This window comes from Proteus penneri, assembly GCF_003144535.1.
In the GTDB taxonomy this organism is placed as follows: domain Bacteria; phylum Pseudomonadota; class Gammaproteobacteria; order Enterobacterales; family Enterobacteriaceae; genus Proteus; species Proteus penneri.
The window spans coordinates 245,696-262,997 of sequence record NZ_PHFJ01000002.1; the positions used below are offsets into that span (position 1 = coordinate 245,696).

The 17,302-nt window shown below is 39.9% G+C and carries 12 protein-coding genes; 6 read left to right on the top strand and 6 right to left on the bottom strand.

Annotated features, from left to right (window positions below):
- Positions 1–110: 110 nt before the first annotated feature.
- Positions 111–1,220 carry a macrolide transporter subunit MacA gene (macA, locus tag CUB63_RS04165; protein WP_109847517.1) on the top strand — a complete coding sequence of 370 codons (1,110 nt, stop codon included), beginning with the start codon at positions 111–113 and terminating at the stop codon, positions 1,218–1,220.
- The gene (gene macB, locus CUB63_RS04170; protein WP_109847518.1) at positions 1,220–3,166 is read left to right on the top strand and encodes a macrolide ABC transporter ATP-binding protein/permease MacB; all 1,947 of its coding nucleotides are present in this window, start codon (positions 1,220–1,222) and stop codon (positions 3,164–3,166) included. Before macA ends, macB begins: the two co-directional genes overlap by 1 nt.
- Positions 3,167–3,306: 140 nt before the next feature.
- Here the strand turns inward: macB and cspD are convergent, their stop codons facing one another.
- Positions 3,307–3,516, bottom strand: coding sequence for a cold shock domain-containing protein CspD (cspD, locus tag CUB63_RS04175; protein WP_006537462.1), 210 nt, complete (start codon positions 3,514–3,516; stop codon positions 3,307–3,309).
- Between the two features lie 288 nt (positions 3,517–3,804).
- On the opposite strand from cspD, the gene clpS reads away from it, so the two are divergent.
- Together clpS and clpA are read left to right on the top strand one after the other, a co-directional pair.
- Positions 3,805–4,119, top strand: a complete 315-nt coding sequence (clpS, locus tag CUB63_RS04180; protein ID WP_072062819.1) for an ATP-dependent Clp protease adapter ClpS — start codon at positions 3,805–3,807, stop codon at positions 4,117–4,119.
- Positions 4,120–4,149: 30 nt separating this feature from the next.
- On the top strand, positions 4,150–6,441 hold the full coding sequence (clpA, locus tag CUB63_RS04185) for an ATP-dependent Clp protease ATP-binding subunit ClpA (protein ID WP_109847519.1): 2,292 nt from the start codon (positions 4,150–4,152) through the stop codon (positions 6,439–6,441).
- A gap of 122 nt (positions 6,442–6,563) precedes the next feature.
- Here the strand turns inward: clpA and infA are convergent, their stop codons facing one another.
- The 5 genes from infA to trxB form a co-directional block, all read right to left on the bottom strand.
- Complete coding sequence (infA, locus tag CUB63_RS04190) at positions 6,564–6,782, bottom strand: translation initiation factor IF-1 (RefSeq protein ID WP_004244560.1); 219 nt, start codon at positions 6,780–6,782, stop codon at positions 6,564–6,566.
- 340 nt (positions 6,783–7,122) lie between these two features.
- Entirely contained in the window at positions 7,123–7,815 is a 693-nt protein-coding gene (gene aat, locus CUB63_RS04195) for a leucyl/phenylalanyl-tRNA--protein transferase (RefSeq protein ID WP_109847520.1), read from the bottom strand.
- A 1-nt stretch (position 7,816) separates the two neighbouring features.
- Positions 7,817–9,568 carry a heme ABC transporter ATP-binding protein/permease CydC gene (gene cydC / locus CUB63_RS04200; protein WP_072062816.1) on the bottom strand — a complete coding sequence of 584 codons (1,752 nt, stop codon included), beginning with the start codon at positions 9,566–9,568 and terminating at the stop codon, positions 7,817–7,819.
- A 3-nt stretch (positions 9,569–9,571) separates the two neighbouring features.
- The gene (cydD, locus tag CUB63_RS04205; RefSeq protein ID WP_109847521.1) at positions 9,572–11,341 is read right to left on the bottom strand and encodes a heme ABC transporter permease/ATP-binding protein CydD; all 1,770 of its coding nucleotides are present in this window, start codon (positions 11,339–11,341) and stop codon (positions 9,572–9,574) included.
- A gap of 140 nt (positions 11,342–11,481) precedes the next feature.
- Positions 11,482–12,441, bottom strand: a complete 960-nt coding sequence (trxB, locus tag CUB63_RS04210; RefSeq protein ID WP_072062814.1) for a thioredoxin-disulfide reductase — start codon at positions 12,439–12,441, stop codon at positions 11,482–11,484.
- A gap of 545 nt (positions 12,442–12,986) precedes the next feature.
- Here trxB and lrp point away from each other — a divergent pair.
- Complete coding sequence (gene lrp, locus CUB63_RS04215) at positions 12,987–13,481, top strand: leucine-responsive transcriptional regulator Lrp (RefSeq protein ID WP_109847522.1); 495 nt, start codon at positions 12,987–12,989, stop codon at positions 13,479–13,481.
- 132 nt (positions 13,482–13,613) lie between these two features.
- A complete protein-coding gene (locus tag CUB63_RS04220) occupies positions 13,614–17,273 on the top strand; it encodes a DNA translocase FtsK 4TM domain-containing protein (RefSeq protein ID WP_109847523.1) in 3,660 nt (1,219 codons plus the stop codon).
- The last annotated feature ends 29 nt before the right edge of the window (positions 17,274–17,302 follow it).

Here is a 17,302-nt window from a genome sequence, read left to right on the forward strand (position 1 = left end):
TAAGATAAATTCACGAGATCTACACTTATTTTATTTAGCTATGAGAATAAAAGTTCATAGCTAAAGCGTTGTGTTATTTATTAGATCTTTATGTTTAAAAAGGAAAAAACATGGCTTTTTTATCTTTAAAAAAGCGAGGGAGAATACTCACCCTTATTTTAATTTTTGCAGCAATTGCGACATACTTTTTTTGGCCTAAAGAGAAGGCACCGATATATCAAACGCAACAGATCACACGAGGTGATTTGTCAAAAGAAGTGACCGCAACAGGGAAGCTTGATGCTGTGCGTAAAGTTGATGTGGGTGCGCAAGTCAGTGGTCAATTACAAACTTTGTTTGTGAAAGAAGGCGATGTGGTTAAAAAGGGGGACTTGTTAGCGATTATTGATCCTAAGAAAGCGCAAAATGACGTCACTGAATCGCAGGAAACCAACAATGAGCTTAGAGCAAACCTTCAGCAGGCACAGGCCGAATTACGTTTAGCGCAACTTACATATCAACGTCAATTAAAGCTGATTGGTACTCATGCTATTGCGCAAGATGAACTTGATCGCACTAAAACCGATGTTGAAGTAAAAAAAGCACGTATCATCACTTATCAAGCACAAATTAAAAAGAACCAAGCTACGTTAGATACAGCAAAAACGAATCTGCAATATACACGTATCACTGCGCCTATGGATGGCATAGTGACGTTTATTAAAACGCTTGAAGGCCAAACCGTCATTGCCGCACAAGAGGCCCCAACGATTTTAACCTTAGCCGATTTAGATACGATGCTGGTAAAAGCGGAAGTTTCTGAAGCGGATGTTATCTATTTAAAACCCGATCTTAGTGCCTCTTTTACAGTGTTAGGTGCACCAGATAAAGCCTTCAGTGGTAAGTTGAAAGATATTTTGCCGACCCCTGAAAAAATTAATGATGCTATTTTCTACTATGCTCGTTTTGAAGTACCTAATGAACAGCATTTATTACGGCTGCAAATGACTGCTCAAGTTAAAATTCTTATCGAAAATAAGAAAAATGTGCTTCTCGTTCCGCTTTCTGTGTTAGGTGATAATGTAGGCATTAATGAATATTATGTTGATGTATTGGTTAATGGTCAGCCAGAAAAACGCACAGTAAAAATAGGTATGCGTACTGATGTTTATGCCGAAGTTCTCAGCGGATTAAAAGAAAACGATGAGGTTATTCTGGGTGAAACTTCAGGAGAAGCATAATGCCGGCATTATTAGAACTCAATGAGGTTAGTCGCATATATAACAATGGTGAAGAAGAAACCGTTGTTCTCAATAAAATCTCATTAACGATTAATGCTGGCGAAATGGTGGCGATTATTGGCGCTTCTGGTTCCGGTAAATCAACTTTAATGAACATTTTAGGCTGTTTAGATAAACCCAATAGCGGTGAATATAAAGTTGCTGGCCAAAGTGTTGCGAAAATGGATGGCGATCAACTTGCTGCATTACGTCGTGAACATTTTGGTTTTATCTTCCAGCGCTATCATTTAATGTCTCATTTAAGTGCAGAACAGAATGTTGAAATTCCAGCCATCTATGCAGATAAAAATGCCACTCAACGTAAAGAAAGAGCACGTGAATTATTAACTCGTTTAGGATTAGGTGAGCGTATTGATTATCGACCTAATCAACTTTCTGGTGGCCAGCAACAACGTGTAAGTATTGCGAGAGCGTTGATGAATGGTGGCGAGGTCATTCTTGCTGATGAGCCTACTGGTGCATTAGACAGTCATTCTGGTAAAGAAGTAATGGCTATTTTGAAGCAATTAAATGAACAAGGGCATACAGTTATTATCGTAACGCATGATCCTTTAATTGCGGCACAAGCTGAAAGAATTATAGAAATAAAAGATGGTGAAATCATTAATGATAACTGCCATCAAATAACAGTAAATAAAGTTAAAAAAGAGACAACAGCTGTTTTACCATCTCCTTATTTCGGGCAAATATTCGGGCGTTTTACACAAGCATTAGATATGGCCTGGCGTGCCATGGTTGTGAATAAAGTACGCACTTTGCTAACGATGCTCGGCATTATTATTGGCATAGCCTCTGTCGTCACGATTATTGTCATTGGTGATGCAGCTAAAAGCATGGTGCTGGCTGATATAAAAGCGATTGGTTCTAATACGATTGATATCTATCCCGGGAAAGATTTCGGGAGCGACTCACCAGAAGATAGGCAATCATTAACGCTACAAGATGTTTTTGCTTTAAAACAGCAATCTTATGTGCAAGCGGTTACACCACAAGTGCAATTTAGTACGCGATTACGTCGTGGAAACCAAGATTCGCCAGCATCTGTTGCGGGAGTTAGTGATGATTATTTCACTGTGTATGCGATGACGTTTTCACAAGGTCGCTCATTTACACCTGATATGATCCAGCGACAAGCCCAAGTTGTTGTTATTGATGAAAATACCCGTCAGCGATTCTTTCCTCATAAAAAAGAGGTTATTGGTGAGCAAATCATTATTCGTAATATTCCCTCTACGATTGTTGGTGTCATTGCTGAGAAAAAATCGGCTTTTGGCAATGGACAGTCATTACGTGTTTGGGTGCCTTACAGTACTCTAAATAGTCGCATTTTGAATCGAAGTTATCTTGATAGTATTACAGTAAGGGCAATTGAAGGTTATGATGCCAGCGTTGCAGAACAACAAATTCTCCGTTTATTAACGATTAGGCATGGTAAAAAAGATATTTTCACTTATAACCTTGATAGTTTTATTAAGGCTGCTGAAAGTACCACTCAAACAATGCAACTGTTTCTCACTTTAGTGGCTGTTATTTCATTGGTCGTGGGGGGGATTGGTGTAATGAATATTATGCTGGTTTCAGTGACTGAAAGAACGCGAGAAATTGGTATTAGAATGGCGGTTGGTGCCAGAGCTAGTGATGTGATGCAACAATTCCTTATAGAATCTGTATTGGTTTGTCTAGTAGGCGGATTACTGGGAATAGGCCTGTCATTTGGTATTGCCATGATTGCAAGTGCTATGTTGCCTGATTGGCATTTTGTCTTTCAGCCCATTGCATTAGTGAGTGCTTTTATTTGTTCGACTGCTATTGGAATTATTTTTGGATTTTTACCTGCAAGAAATGCAGCAAAAATGAATCCAATAGATGCCCTCGCGAGAGAATAATTCAAACCATAAGATAAAAGCCCTTAAAATATAAAGGGCTTTTATTTGAATGAATTAGGTATTCTGTTTAACTAAAAATACCCAACTATTATGAGTAAAAGGTATTTTTTATTGGGTTTATCTATACTGTAAATTATCTTCTATTCGACAATAGGAATGATAAGGTCAGCATGGTCACCTTTAGGCCCTTTTATCGTGCTATAATTAACTTTCTGCCCCGCTTTAAGTGTGCGGTAGCCTTCCATTCTAATTGTTGAATAGTGGGCAAAAATATCCTCGCCACCTTTTTCAGGGGTAATGAAACCAAAGCCCTTAGCGTTATTGAACCACTTTACTGTACCTGTCTCCATACTTAGCTTCTCTCATATACTTGTATTTATTTGTTTAACATCACTTTCAGTATATTTACTGAGCTGTTCATAAAACATACTCTATTTTATTGTTTCAGTCGTCAAGAGGTGGAAGGGATAGAAAGTGTTTCGATAAGGCGAAATTTTGATGTAGCTAACGCTTTGTAATTTTTTGAATGCAAAAAGAAGGAATAAAAAAGCGTTGATAGGCAGACTTTCCTGTGAGATGGTAAACTAAATGTCATAATTGAAAATGACGTTTAACAAAACTATGAGTAATGCAAAACAATGGGTCAGTTTGATTTTTTAACAGAAACCACGTTAGGGGAAGATGTTCATCAGAAAAATGAGCCACCATCCATGTATAAGGTGATCTTGAATAATGATGATTACACCCCCATGGATTTTGTTGTAGAAGTGCTTACGATGTATTTTTTCCTTAGCGAGGAAAAAGCAACGCAAATTATGTTGGACGTTCATCATAAAGGGAAAGGAGTTTGTGGGGTTTATAGTGCGGATATTGCCGAAACAAAAGTGGCTCAAGTTAATCTGTATGCGAGAGAAAATGAATACCCACTTTTGTGCACTCTTGAACAGGCATGATCCGGTTAGTTTTTTAAGGAGGAGGTGCTTATGCTTAATCACGAATTAGAGCTGAGTCTTAATGTTGCATTCGCGAAAGCCCGTGATAACAGACACGAATTTATGACTGTAGAGCACCTGTTGTTGGCGCTATTAAGTAATAAATCGGCACGCGAAGCATTGGAAGCTTGTAAAGTCGATCTGTCAGTCTTACGCGAAGAACTTGAAGTCTTTATTCGTAAAACAACCCCTATTTTGCCTGAAAATGTAGACAGAGAAACACAGCCAACGCTGAGTTTTCAGCGTGTATTACAGCGTGCTGTTTTTCATGTTCAATCATCAGGTAAAAATGAAGTCTCTGGTGCTAATGTGCTGGTGGCTATTTTTAGTGAACAAGAATCTCACGCAGCTTACTTATTACGTAAACATGACGTTAGTCGCCTTGATGTCGTGAATTTTATTTCTCATGGTATTTCAAAAGAAGATCAACAAAACGAAGATCTTTCTGACATGAATGATATGAACGCACAATCTCAGCAAGAGATGCCTCAAGGTGACGATCATATGGATAATTTTACCACTAACCTTAATCAGTTAGCGCGCCAAGGTAAAATAGATCCTCTGATTGGGCGTCAAGCTGAATTAGAACGAACCATTCAAGTATTATGTCGTCGTCGAAAAAATAACCCGCTATTAGTGGGCGAATCAGGCGTCGGTAAAACGGCAATTGCAGAAGGGCTTGCATGGCGTATTGAGCAAGATGATGTTCCTGACGTTATGAAGGGATACACTATTTACTCACTAGATATTGGTTCGCTATTAGCGGGAACTAAATATCGTGGTGATTTCGAAAAACGCTTTAAAGCGTTACTGAAAACCCTTGAAAAAGATGAAAAAAGCATCTTATTTATTGATGAGATCCACACCATTATTGGTGCAGGAGCAGCATCAGGGGGACAAGTTGATGCGGCAAACTTAATTAAGCCATTGTTATCTGGTGGTCGAATTCGCGTTATAGGTTCTACGACTTATCAAGAATTTAGTAATATTTTTGAAAAAGACAGAGCGCTTGCGCGTCGTTTCCAAAAAATTGATGTCACTGAGCCATCTCCAGATGAGACGGTTTTGATCATTAAAGGATTGCGCCAGAAATACGAAGCGCACCATGAAGTCCGTTATACTAATAAAGCGATTCAGGCCGCAGTGGACTTATCGGTTAAATATATCACTGATAGGCATCTACCAGATAAAGCCATTGACGTTATTGATGAAGCGGGTGCAAAAACACGTTTAATTGCGCCAAGTAAACGCAAAAAAACGATCAATGTTTCTGATATTGAATCAGTCGTTGCTAAAATTGCACGTATTCCTGAAAAAACAGTTTCTAGTAGTGATAAATCAATACTGAAAAATCTTGATAACCAATTAAAAATGTTGGTATTCGGTCAAGATCCTGCAATTCATGCATTATCTGAATCCATTAAAATGAGTCGAGCAGGCTTAGGTCAAGATAACAAACCAGTAGGTTCATTCTTATTTGCTGGCCCAACTGGGGTAGGTAAAACAGAAGTTACTGTACAATTAGCGAAAGCGTTGAATGTAAAACTACTACGCTTTGATATGTCAGAATATATGGAAAGACATACGGTAAGTCGTTTAATTGGTGCGCCTCCTGGTTATGTTGGTTTTGATCAAGGTGGATTATTAACGGACGCCGTTATTAAAAATCCATATTCCGTTGTGTTACTTGATGAAATTGAAAAAGCACATCCTGATGTATTCAATATCCTGTTACAAGTCATGGATAACGGTACATTAACGGATAACAATGGTCGTAAAGCCGATTTTCGTAATGTCATTTTAGTGATGACAACCAATGCCGGTGTGCGTGAAACGCAACGTAAATCGATTGGGTTTACAGAGCAAGATAACAGCACTGATGCGATGGTCGAAATCAAAAAAACGTTCTCACCAGAGTTTCGTAACCGTTTAGATAGTATTATTTGGTTTAATGCATTATCACCAGAAATTATCTCTATGGTAGTGGATAAATTTATTGTCGAGCTACAAGTGCAGCTAGATGATAAGGGGGTATCGCTAGAAGTTAGTCAAGAAGCACGTCAATGGTTGTGCGATAAAGGCTATGATAAAGCGATGGGCGCAAGGCCAATGGCGCGTGTTATTCAAGACAACTTGAAAAAACCATTAGCTAATGAGATTTTATTTGGTTCTCTTGTCAATGGTGGTTCAGTTTCTGTGACATTAGATAAGTTGGCAGGCAAATTGAATTATGAGTTTGTTAGCCAAGAGAAACTGGCCAAGAATGAAGACACCGTTATCTAACGATAGCGGTTAATCTTACTAAGCTATAAAAACATACACCACAGGTGAGCATCAATAAATGCCTTGCCTGTGGTGTTTTTTTCACCCGTTATATGACAATAGCGGGAGAGAACAGATTGGGATCAACGGCTACGGAAGATGATACGGCCTTTGCTCAGGTCATATGGGGTCAGCTCAACGGTAACCTTGTCGCCTGTCAGGATACGAATATAGTTTTTACGCATTTTTCCTGAGATATGAGCGGTAACGACGTGTCCGTTTTCTAATTCTACGCGGAACATCGTGTTTGGCAGAGTATCCAGTACAGTGCCTTGCATTTCAATGTTGTCTTCTTTGGCCATCTAATCCTCTAAGTTTTAATAACCATATTTTTTAAACGGCAAGATAATGCCGAAAATATTGTCCTATGTAAAGGAATGTTATTGGATAGCAATGGTGTTCACCTTGCTATTGCACTTAACATCCTTACCGCAACTTGCGTTTTACTTTGTGAAATAAAAAGTAATAACAGAAGTCGTAATTCTTTGTTTTGTGGTATTTGTAGCAATAAAATAGCAACACCCTAACCACATAATGGGTGTGCAAGATAAAATTTTTGTATAAACCTTTTTGCATAAATAACAGAATGATCTTCTCGATTCTGTCTTAAATTAAGAAGGGCTTTACAAAAACAAGCAGTGATTATAATTCCAACGATTGCTGATACCAACACTTTTTATCAATAATCACTTTTTTCCAGCGCGATAATGCATCTAAATAATGGTCACGCGAGATCTCACTGGCGCCTAACGAGGCAGTATGAGAGTTTAGCACCTGGCAATCAAATAGTTGACCCCCATAACGAAGAAAATGGTTATAAAAAGCAATAAAGGCACATTTAGAAGCATTATCTCTGCGACTAAACATCGATTCATCACAAAAAACCGCACCGATATTGACTCCGTATAATCCACCTACGAGTTTATCACCTTCCCATACTTCAACAGAATGTGCTTCACCTTGATGATACAACGCTTCATAACCTTCTTTAATATCAGGACCTATCCATGTACCTTCATCACGAATAGAACAGGCCTCTATCACTGAAGCAAAGGCATGATTTAGCGTTATTCTATACGGATGATGACGAATAAATTTACGTAAACTGCGCCCAATATGCAAATCACCTGCTGGTAAAACAGCCCTGGGATCAGGTGACCACCATAATGGCTCTTCGTAGGGAAAATACCAAGGGAAGATCCCTGATTGATATGCAACACGTAATCGAGAAGGGGAGATTTCTCCCCCTATCGCTAATAATCCATTAGGCTCTTTTAATGCTAAATGAGGCTCTGGAAAATCCAAATCACTATCATCTAATTGAAACAACGGCATATTATGCCTCGTGAGTCGGAGTTAATAGTGCTTGTCTTTGATGAAATTTAGCATAATGCCCCTGTTGCTGTAACAACGAAGCATGGGTGCCTGTTTCAACGATTTTTCCGCCATCCATAACGCAGATTTTATCCATTTTATCTAAACCGTGAAGTCTGTGAGTGATCATTAATACGGCTTTACCTTGGCAATGCTGATGCAAGAGTGCGAGGATCTGCTGTTCTGTATCGGCATCAAGGCCTTCTGTTGGCTCATCAAGCAATACAAGAGGTGCATTGTGGAGTAGCGCTCTTGCAAGTCCTAAACGCCGCTGTTCGCCGCCAGAAAGCTGTCTACCGCCATCACCCATCCATGCGTTTAAGCCTTCATCATTTTCAAGTAGTTGCCCAAGACCAACTTGCTGAAGAACATCTTTAAGCTCTTCATCTGTTGCCTGTTCTTTTGCCATCAATAGATTTTCTCTTAATGTGTGACTAAAGACATGAACGCGTTGAGGGACAACTGACATCATTGAACGTAATGTCGCTTCATCATACTCAGCAATAGGTAAGTTATTTAAGCTGATAGTACCGTGAGTCGGATCAAAAGCGCGGTTGATTAATTGCAATAGTGTTGATTTACCACAACCTGTTTTTCCTAACAGTGCAATGTGTTGTCCTGCTTCAATCGTTAAATCAACGTGATTGATAACTTGCATTGGTTGGGTGGGATAAGTAAAGCAAATATTGCGCATTGTCAGTGTAGCGCGATCGTCTGTTTCTCCCCCTTTTTCAGGAAAAGTGACATCAGGTTTTTGCTCAATTAAATGAGAAATACGTGTTGCTGACGTCATTACTTGTCCTAAATGCTGGAAAGCGACAGTAACAGGGGCTAAAGATTCAAATGCTGCTAATGCGCAGAATGTAAATAAGGCAATTAACGCTTCTGGCATAAAATTATTGTCGATACCCCCTGCCGCCAACCATAGAATTAATGTTGCTGTTAGGCCTGATGCAAGGATCATTAGTGCTTGTGATAAGCCAGTTAAGTTTGCCTGTTGTGCTTGTCTACGTAGCCATTTGGCTTCAAGTTGTGCCAAATTTTGTCTAAAACGAGGTAATGCGCCAAAAACAGTTAATTCAGCTTGTCCTTGCAACATGCTAGTTAATACTGTGCGATATTGGCCTCGTAAATCGGTGAGATCACGTCCAATTGGTTTACCTGCATAATAGAATATGAAAGGCAAAACAATCAGCAAGGTAAGCATAATACCACCTAACGTATTGGCTAGGCGTGCATCGATTAACCCAAGGCCAAACATAATTGTCATAATGACGACAAAAGCGGCAATAATAGGGGAAATAACGCGAATATAAAGGTGATCTAGCGTTTCAACATCAGCAACTAAGCGGTTAAGTAACTCACCTTGACGAAAACGTGCAATTCCACCTGGTGAAAGAGGGAGGATCTTTTTAAAGGTGAATACACGCAGGTGTGACAATACGCGAAACGTTGCATCATGGCTAACAAGTCTTTCAAAATAACGGCCCGCTGTACGAAAAATTGCAGCACCTCGCACACCTGCGGCGGGTAGCATATAGTTAAAACTATAAATCCCTGCAAAGCCCGCAAGAGATGTTCCTGCTAAAAACCAACCTGACAGTGTTAAGAGACCAATGCTCGCCAGTAAAGTTAAGATAGCAAGAACAATACCAAGCAATAACATAAACCAGTGGCGACGATAGAGTGCGAGAAAAGGAAGCAATACTTTCATAAATTAAAGTTCCTCTTTACGATGAGCAAGAAGACGAGCAAAAGTGCCATTCTGTTGGCTTAATGATGCATAAGTGCCCGTTTCAATAATTTGACCTTTTTCCATCACCCAAATTTGGTCGTAATCCAAAGTCTCTTCGAGTAGATGAGTAATAAGCAAGGTTGTTTGATTTAATGAGGCGTTATTAAGCGCATACATCACGCGTTGTTCACTATGAGAATCAAGGCTTGCTGCTGGTTCATCTAATAACAAAAATTGACAAGGTGACAACAAAGCACGAGCAACAGCAATACGCTGAGCTTGGCCAACGGAAAGGCGAGCAGCACTATCGCCAATAATCGTATTTAAGCCGTCGGGTAACTCATCAATAAAATCGCTGACATACGCTTTTTCAATAGCAAGATTGATTTGTTCCTCGCTGGCATTAGGGTTGCTTAAGCGAATATTATCTAGCAAGGTTTGTTCTGGTAAATTTGGATTTTGTCCCACCCAACTTAAACATTGACGCCATGCTTCAGGCGAGAGTTGCGTCAATTCAACACCATTTACTTTTAATGAACCACGATAAGGTAAAAAACCGAGTAGCGCATTTAATAACGAGCTTTTGCCCGCACCACTTAGACCCACAATCGCAATTCGTTGATTAGGGTTAATGGTAAAGTTTAATGGTCCCGCAAGTTTGACTCCTTGATGAGATAGAATTTCTAGATCATGAGCGATTATCTCAATACTTTCTGTTGTATTGATACGCTCATTGCCTGTGAATTGTGGTTTTTCACCGTCGGTCTCTAAAAACTCAACCAGAGACTCTGCAGCACCTACTGCTTGTGCTTTTGCATGATAATAAGTGCCTAAATCTCGTAAAGGTTGAAAAAATTCAGGAGCAAGGATCAGCGCTAAGAAACCTGAAAAGAGGGTAACACCCAAACCATAACTACCAAAATTAAGTTCACCCAAGTAAGAAAACCCGAAATAAACAGCAACTACAGCAATAGAAACAGCAGTAAAAAATTCCAATACGCCAGAAGAAAGGAACGCCATTCTTAGCACTTCCATCGTGCGTTTACGGAAGTCTTCTGTTGCTTCTGTAATTTGTTTTACTTCGGCATTACCACGGTTAAATAACCGCAAGGTATCTAACCCTCTTAATCTATCGAGGAAGTTACCACTTAAGCGGCCTAATGCGAGAAAGTTTCTACGGTTAGCATCTGCCGCACCTAATCCAACTAATGCCATAAATAGTGGGATCAGTGGTGCGGTAAAAAAGAGAATTAATCCGGCAACCCAGTTAACTGGGAAGAGGGTGATAAGGATAAGAATAGGTACAATCGTTGCGAGATACATCTGTGGAAGATAACGTGCATAGTAATCTTGCATATCTTCTATTTGCTCTAGAATAATTGTAGCCCAGCTCCCCGCGGGTTTACCTTTAACCCAAACGGGACCAAGTTCTTCAAGTCGATCAAGAACGATTTTACGAATTTGTTGCCTGACCGCCATACCACAGCGATAACCTACACGCTCTCGTATCGCCATAATGATGGCACGTAAGATAAAAATGCCAATAAGAGTGAGAAAGGTAGGTATATGCGTATCACGGCTCAGACTGTCCATGATAAACGCTTGAAGTAAAACAGCTAATAACCATGCTTGGGCAATAATTAATAAACCGCTTACAACACCTAGGATCATTGATAGCCGTAGCCATCGACGGGCTGGAGCACTTTGCTGTTTCAGCCATCGAACCAATTCATTTTGTTTAGTTTTATCCATAAGAAAAGATTCAAATCTGCAGGTGAGATACAAAGTATCAGAAAGGCCAAGGTAAGTAGTTATACGCTTTGGCAACCAGGCTAGTATGTTACATGGTAAAAGGCGCTACTGAAATAGCGCCTTGAAAGGAAGTGATGATTTTAGTTGGATTTTTGTGCGTCTAAGTAACGTTCTGCATCTAAAGCAGCCATACAGCCTGTGCCTGCAGAGGTAATTGCTTGACGATAAATGTGATCCATTACGTCACCTGCTGCGAACACCCCTTCAATAGAGGTTTGTGTTGCATTACCTTGAGTACCTGATTGTACTTTGATGTAACCATTGTCTAATTCTAATTGACCATCAAAAATAGCAGTATTAGGGCTATGTCCAATAGCGATAAAGACACCCATAACATCTAATTCTTCGGTTTTATCGCTCTTAGTATCTTTTAAGCGAACTTTCGTTACACCCATTTCATCGCCAAGAACTTCGTCTAAGGTACGATCAGTATGCAAAATAATATTGCCATTGTTTACTTTGTCCATTAGACGGTTAATTAAGATTTTTTCAGAACGGAAAGAGTCACGGCGATGGATCAGATGAACTTCAGATGCAATATTAGCTAAATACAGAGCTTCTTCTACTGCGGTGTTACCGCCACCAACAACAGCGACTTTCTGGTTACGATAGAAAAATCCGTCACAGGTTGCACAAGCAGAAACGCCTCGGCCTTTAAAAGATTCTTCTGAAGGTAAACCGATATAACGTGCAGAAGCACCTGTTGCGATAATTAATGCATCACAAGTGTATTCTTGTTCATCACCAAATAGGCGAAATGGACGGTTTTTCAGATCGACTTTATTAATATGGTCAGAGATAATCTCTGTATTAAATTTTTCGGCGTGCTGAAACATGCGGTCCATTAATCCGGGACCTGTTAGCCCTTCTGGGTCACCGGGCCAGTTTTCGACTTCTGTTGTCGTTGTCAGTTGGCCACCTTTTTCAACACCCGTAATCAGTACTGGTTCTAAGTTTGCTCTTGCAGCATAAACGGCGGCGGTATAACCCGCAGGACCAGAACCTAAAATAATAAGTTTGCTATGTTTGATGGTGCTCATGTATACCTCATCTCTGATTAGGCGTGATGCGAATTGAGGGATTGTAGGAGAAATAAGACGTTAAAAAAAGCTAATGACGAGAAATAGACATAATATTTTAGCTATTTTAGCAATAGTTAATACTAATATAGTTTAATAATTATAGAGTTATATTACGCTAACATCATCGAATTAACATGAAACATTTTGCTTTACAATTGATGTTTATCTTGCGTATATAGAGAATAAACATAGCGCCTTGTTCTGATTTTTACTCATTTACTTTGACAATCCGCTGTACATTTGCGAAAACATGATTGTTAAAGACAATTATCCTCGGATGTTATACGTATTATTTTTTAGACAGACAGGGTATGGGATAGTTACTTTGTGATATTTGCTAATGAGTATTTGGATAAAATAGAATTTTTATCTGGCATTAAAAGAAAATAGATTGGTAGTTTGCTCTGACCGTTTGATACCGAGGTTTCGACATTGATGCTGAAGGTGTACAGGTATGGGTATAGGAAAATAAAGTAAGAGAAAAAGAGAAAGAGAGTATAGAGATGATTGATAATAAAAAACGTCCGGGTAAAGATCTTGATAGAATAGACCAGAATATTCTAAATGAGCTTCAAAAAGATGGGCGTATTTCAAACGTTGAGTTATCTAAACGTGTAGGTTTATCACCAACACCTTGTTTAGAGCGTGTACGCCGTTTAGAGCGCCAAGGATTTATTTCTGGTTATACAGCACTGTTAAACCCACATTACTTAGATGCATCATTACTGGTATTCGTGGAAATCACATTAAACCGTGGTGCACCAGATGTTTTCGAACAATTCAATATGGCCGTTCAAAAACTTGAAGAAATCCAAGAATGCCATTTAGTTTCTGGTGATTTTGACTATCTGTTGAAAACTCGTGTACCTGATATGTCCGCTTATCGTAAATTACTTGGTGAAACTCTGTTACGTCTTCCTGGTGTTAATGACACACGTACATACGTGGTTATGGAAGAAGTGAAACAAAGTAACCGCCTTGTAATTAAAACTCGTTAAGCCAACTTAATAGGTTGGTGCAAAGCAGGAAAAAGTTAGGTACACTCCTGTTTATGCATACAGTTTCAACGCTGGGGTATCTCAGCGTTGTTCCGTTTTAATTCACCCTAAGTTAAACCTGGAGAGTTCTCTTTGAGCCAGGAATATACAGAAGATAAAAATATTCGTTTAACAAAGATAAGCAACCGTCGCCGTATTTGGGAGGCAATTCTCATTCTTATCGGCATTGGCGCTGTCTTTTTAATGGTTTCATTACTTAGCTTCCATCCCTCTGATCCTAGTTGGTCACAAACCACTTGGAATGAGCCTATTCAAAATTTAGGCGGTAGTATTGGAGCATGGTTAGCTGATATTCTGTTTTCCGCATTTGGTTTACTGGCCTATGCAATTCCTGTCGTTGTGGTTTTTGGGTGCTGGAATTCTCTGCGCTACCAAAAAAACCGTGAATACACCGACTTCTTTTCTCTTGCACTTCGCACGATTGGTGCTTTGGCTCTGATCTCTACCTCTTGTGCATTGGCTGATCTTAATTTTGATGATATCTATAATTTCAGCTCTGGTGGTGTTATTGGAAGTTTGTTTAGCAAAGCCCTATTACCATGGTTTAATGTTTTAGGTGCGACTCTTGCACTGTTATCAGTTTGGGCTATTGGTTTCACACTATTTACTGGCTGGTCTTGGTTAACAATCACAGAAAAAATAGGTGCTGTTATTTTGGGATGTATTAGTTTTATTACCAATAGAGGCCAAAATGAAGCTGATTACGAGGATGAAGAAGAGGAAAATGATACTCAGGATGTTGTTACAGAAATAACTGAAAATTCAAATCAAAAAGAAAATCAGCAATCTGAATTAGCAACAGAAGAGAGTGATGATATTTTATTTTCTGCACCTTCAGCACTTGAACTAGCTCGTCAGCAAGAGATAGATACATTACAATCTGAAGCAACAAAACAAGACGATGATTTGCCATCTTTCTCTGCAACAAACGACGCAGATGAACATGCGCAAACATTGACGCAAACTGAGCCGGTTGTGTCTGCAACGGTTTCACAACCCACTTATACTGAGGAAGAACCAGAACATTACCGTTTTGATATTCCAGAAGCCTTCTTGAAAAAAGAAGCTCAATCAAAAGTCAATGCTCCTCAATATGCTGCTGAGCCAATCCCTGGAGAAAACACATCTTCTGTGGAGCCGTTTGAAAATGAATCTATGGCACAGCCATCGTCTGCATCAACAGAGAATTTTATGCCGGCGGGCAGCGTTGAACCAACATTTTCGCTAGCACCTGATACAGACGCTTTAACGCAAGCTGCTACGGTGGCGACAAGTGCTTTTGTGAGTCATGGTTCTCAAGTTAAACAAGGATTAGGTCCTGAATTACCACGCCCAAATCCAGTACGATTACCAACACGTCGAGAGCTTTATGGTATTCATATTCCTTCTCAACGTGAAGCAGAGCTACGCCGCCGTGAAGAAGCTGTTCAATCAGAGCCTGAAGATGAATTAGCTGATATCCAAGAGCAAGCGAATTTTGAACAGCAATTACGCCAACAATTTCTTGAACAGCAACGTGAACGCTATGGCGACGAAGCTGATGAGGTTATTGAGCAATCTGCCTCTCATTATGAGCCGAATATTGAGACGCCGCTTTCTTCCTTTAATCATCAACAAGATAATAATCGAGACGAACCTACTGTTACTGCAAATACATTCTCTTCAGCAGAAGATAATAGCAATGATCTCGACGAGAATGAGCTTTATGAACAGCAACAACTAGCAGCACAATTTAAGCAACAATTGCAGGATCGTTATGGTGATGATGTTTCGTTAGATGATGAAGAAGATGATGGTTTACCTCAAATATCAACACCAGCACCTTCATTGCAAGCAACAACGGGTTATCAACCTCATATTCAACATTCATTTGCTTCACAATCAGCGCAACCGACGCAAACTATTGAGAAAAAAGTTGAATACCCAACCAGCAATGCATTTCTACAAATTTCGCCTCGTGATGAAGAAGAGGAAGAGTACAGTCCTAAAATTGAGCTAGAAAAAGAGCTCACAGCATTAGAGGCATTCTCGCCAATTGATGACTTATTGGATGAAGAGCCGATAGAGCCAGTATTTACACCGATTGTTTCAGAACCGGTTACGCCACAAGCTGCACCTCAAACTGCATCGCAATCACGTATTGAGCCACAGTCTAATATGGCTCAGCAACAGCAACAGCAACAGCAACAAGAATCATTAATTCATCCATTCTTGATGCGTAATGACATACCGTTACAAAAACCAACCACGCCAATGCCTTCTTTGGATCTGTTAACAACACCGCCGGTAGAAGAAGAACCTGTTGATATGTTTGAGCTTGAGCGTATTGGTAAACTTATTGAAGCGCGACTTAATGATTATCGTGTTAAAGCCAAAGTGGTTGGTATTTCACCTGGGCCTGTTATCACACGATTTGAACTTGAACTGGCGCCGGGTGTAAAAGCTGCGCGTATATCAAATTTATCACGTGACTTAGCACGTTCATTGTCCGCCATTGCGGTACGTATTGTTGAAGTTATTCCAGGAAAACCGTATGTAGGATTGGAATTACCTAACAAAAAACGTCAAACCGTATATATGCGTGAATTATTAGATAGTAATGCATTCCGTGATAGCCGTTCTCCATTGACTGTTGTTTTAGGTAAAGATATTGGCGGTCAACCAGTTGTTGCCAATCTGGCTAAAATGCCTCACTTACTTGTTGCTGGTACAACAGGTTCAGGTAAATCTGTCGGTGTGAATGCGATGATCATCAGCATTCTCTATAAAGCGAAACCAGAAGATGTTCGCTTTATTATGATTGACCCTAAAATGCTTGAGCTTTCGGTTTATGAAGGGATCCCGCATCTTCTGACAGAAGTCGTTACCGATATGAAAGATGCCGCAAGCGCTCTGCGTTGGAGTGTGGCTGAAATGGAACGTCGTTATAAACTCATGTCAGCATTAGGTGTGCGTAATCTCGCAGGTTATAACGAAAAAATTAAAGAAGCCGAAGCAATGGCGCGTCCTATTCCTGATCCATTCTGGAAACCAACAGACAGTATGGCAACAGAAATGCCAACGTTGGAAAAAGAACCTTATATCGTGGTTGTGGTCGATGAATTCGCTGATTTAATGATGACTGCGGGTAAGAAAGTGGAAGAGCTGATTGCTCGCTTAGCACAGAAAGCGCGTGCTGCGGGTATTCACCTTGTACTTGCTACACAAAGACCTTCTGTTGATATTATTACAGGTTTAATTAAAGCCAATATTCCGAGCCGTATCGCCTTTACTGTATCGAGTAAAATCGACTCTCGAACTATCTTAGACCAAGGTGGCGCAGAATCATTACTAGGAATGGGTGATATGCTTTACGCACCCAATGGTTTTGTTCCTGAACGTGTTCACGGTGCTTTTGTTAGTGATGATGAAGTACATGCTGTGGCAACTGACTGGAAAGCACGGGGTCGACCTCAATATATTGAAGCCATCACCAAATGTAGTGAAGATGGTGAAGGTAATAGTGGCGGTGGATATGATGATGGTGAAGAGCTTGATCCGTTATTTGACCAAGCGGTAGAATTTGTTGTTGAAAAACAACGGGTTTCTATTTCTGGTGTACAACGTCAATTTAGAATTGGCTACAACCGTGCAGCAAGAATTGTGGAGCAAATGGAGATGCAAGGTATTGTCAGTACGCCAAATCACAATAATACACGTGATGTACTTTCACCACCGCCTTCTGATATGTAATATCTTGAAAACTCAGTTATCAGCTAATG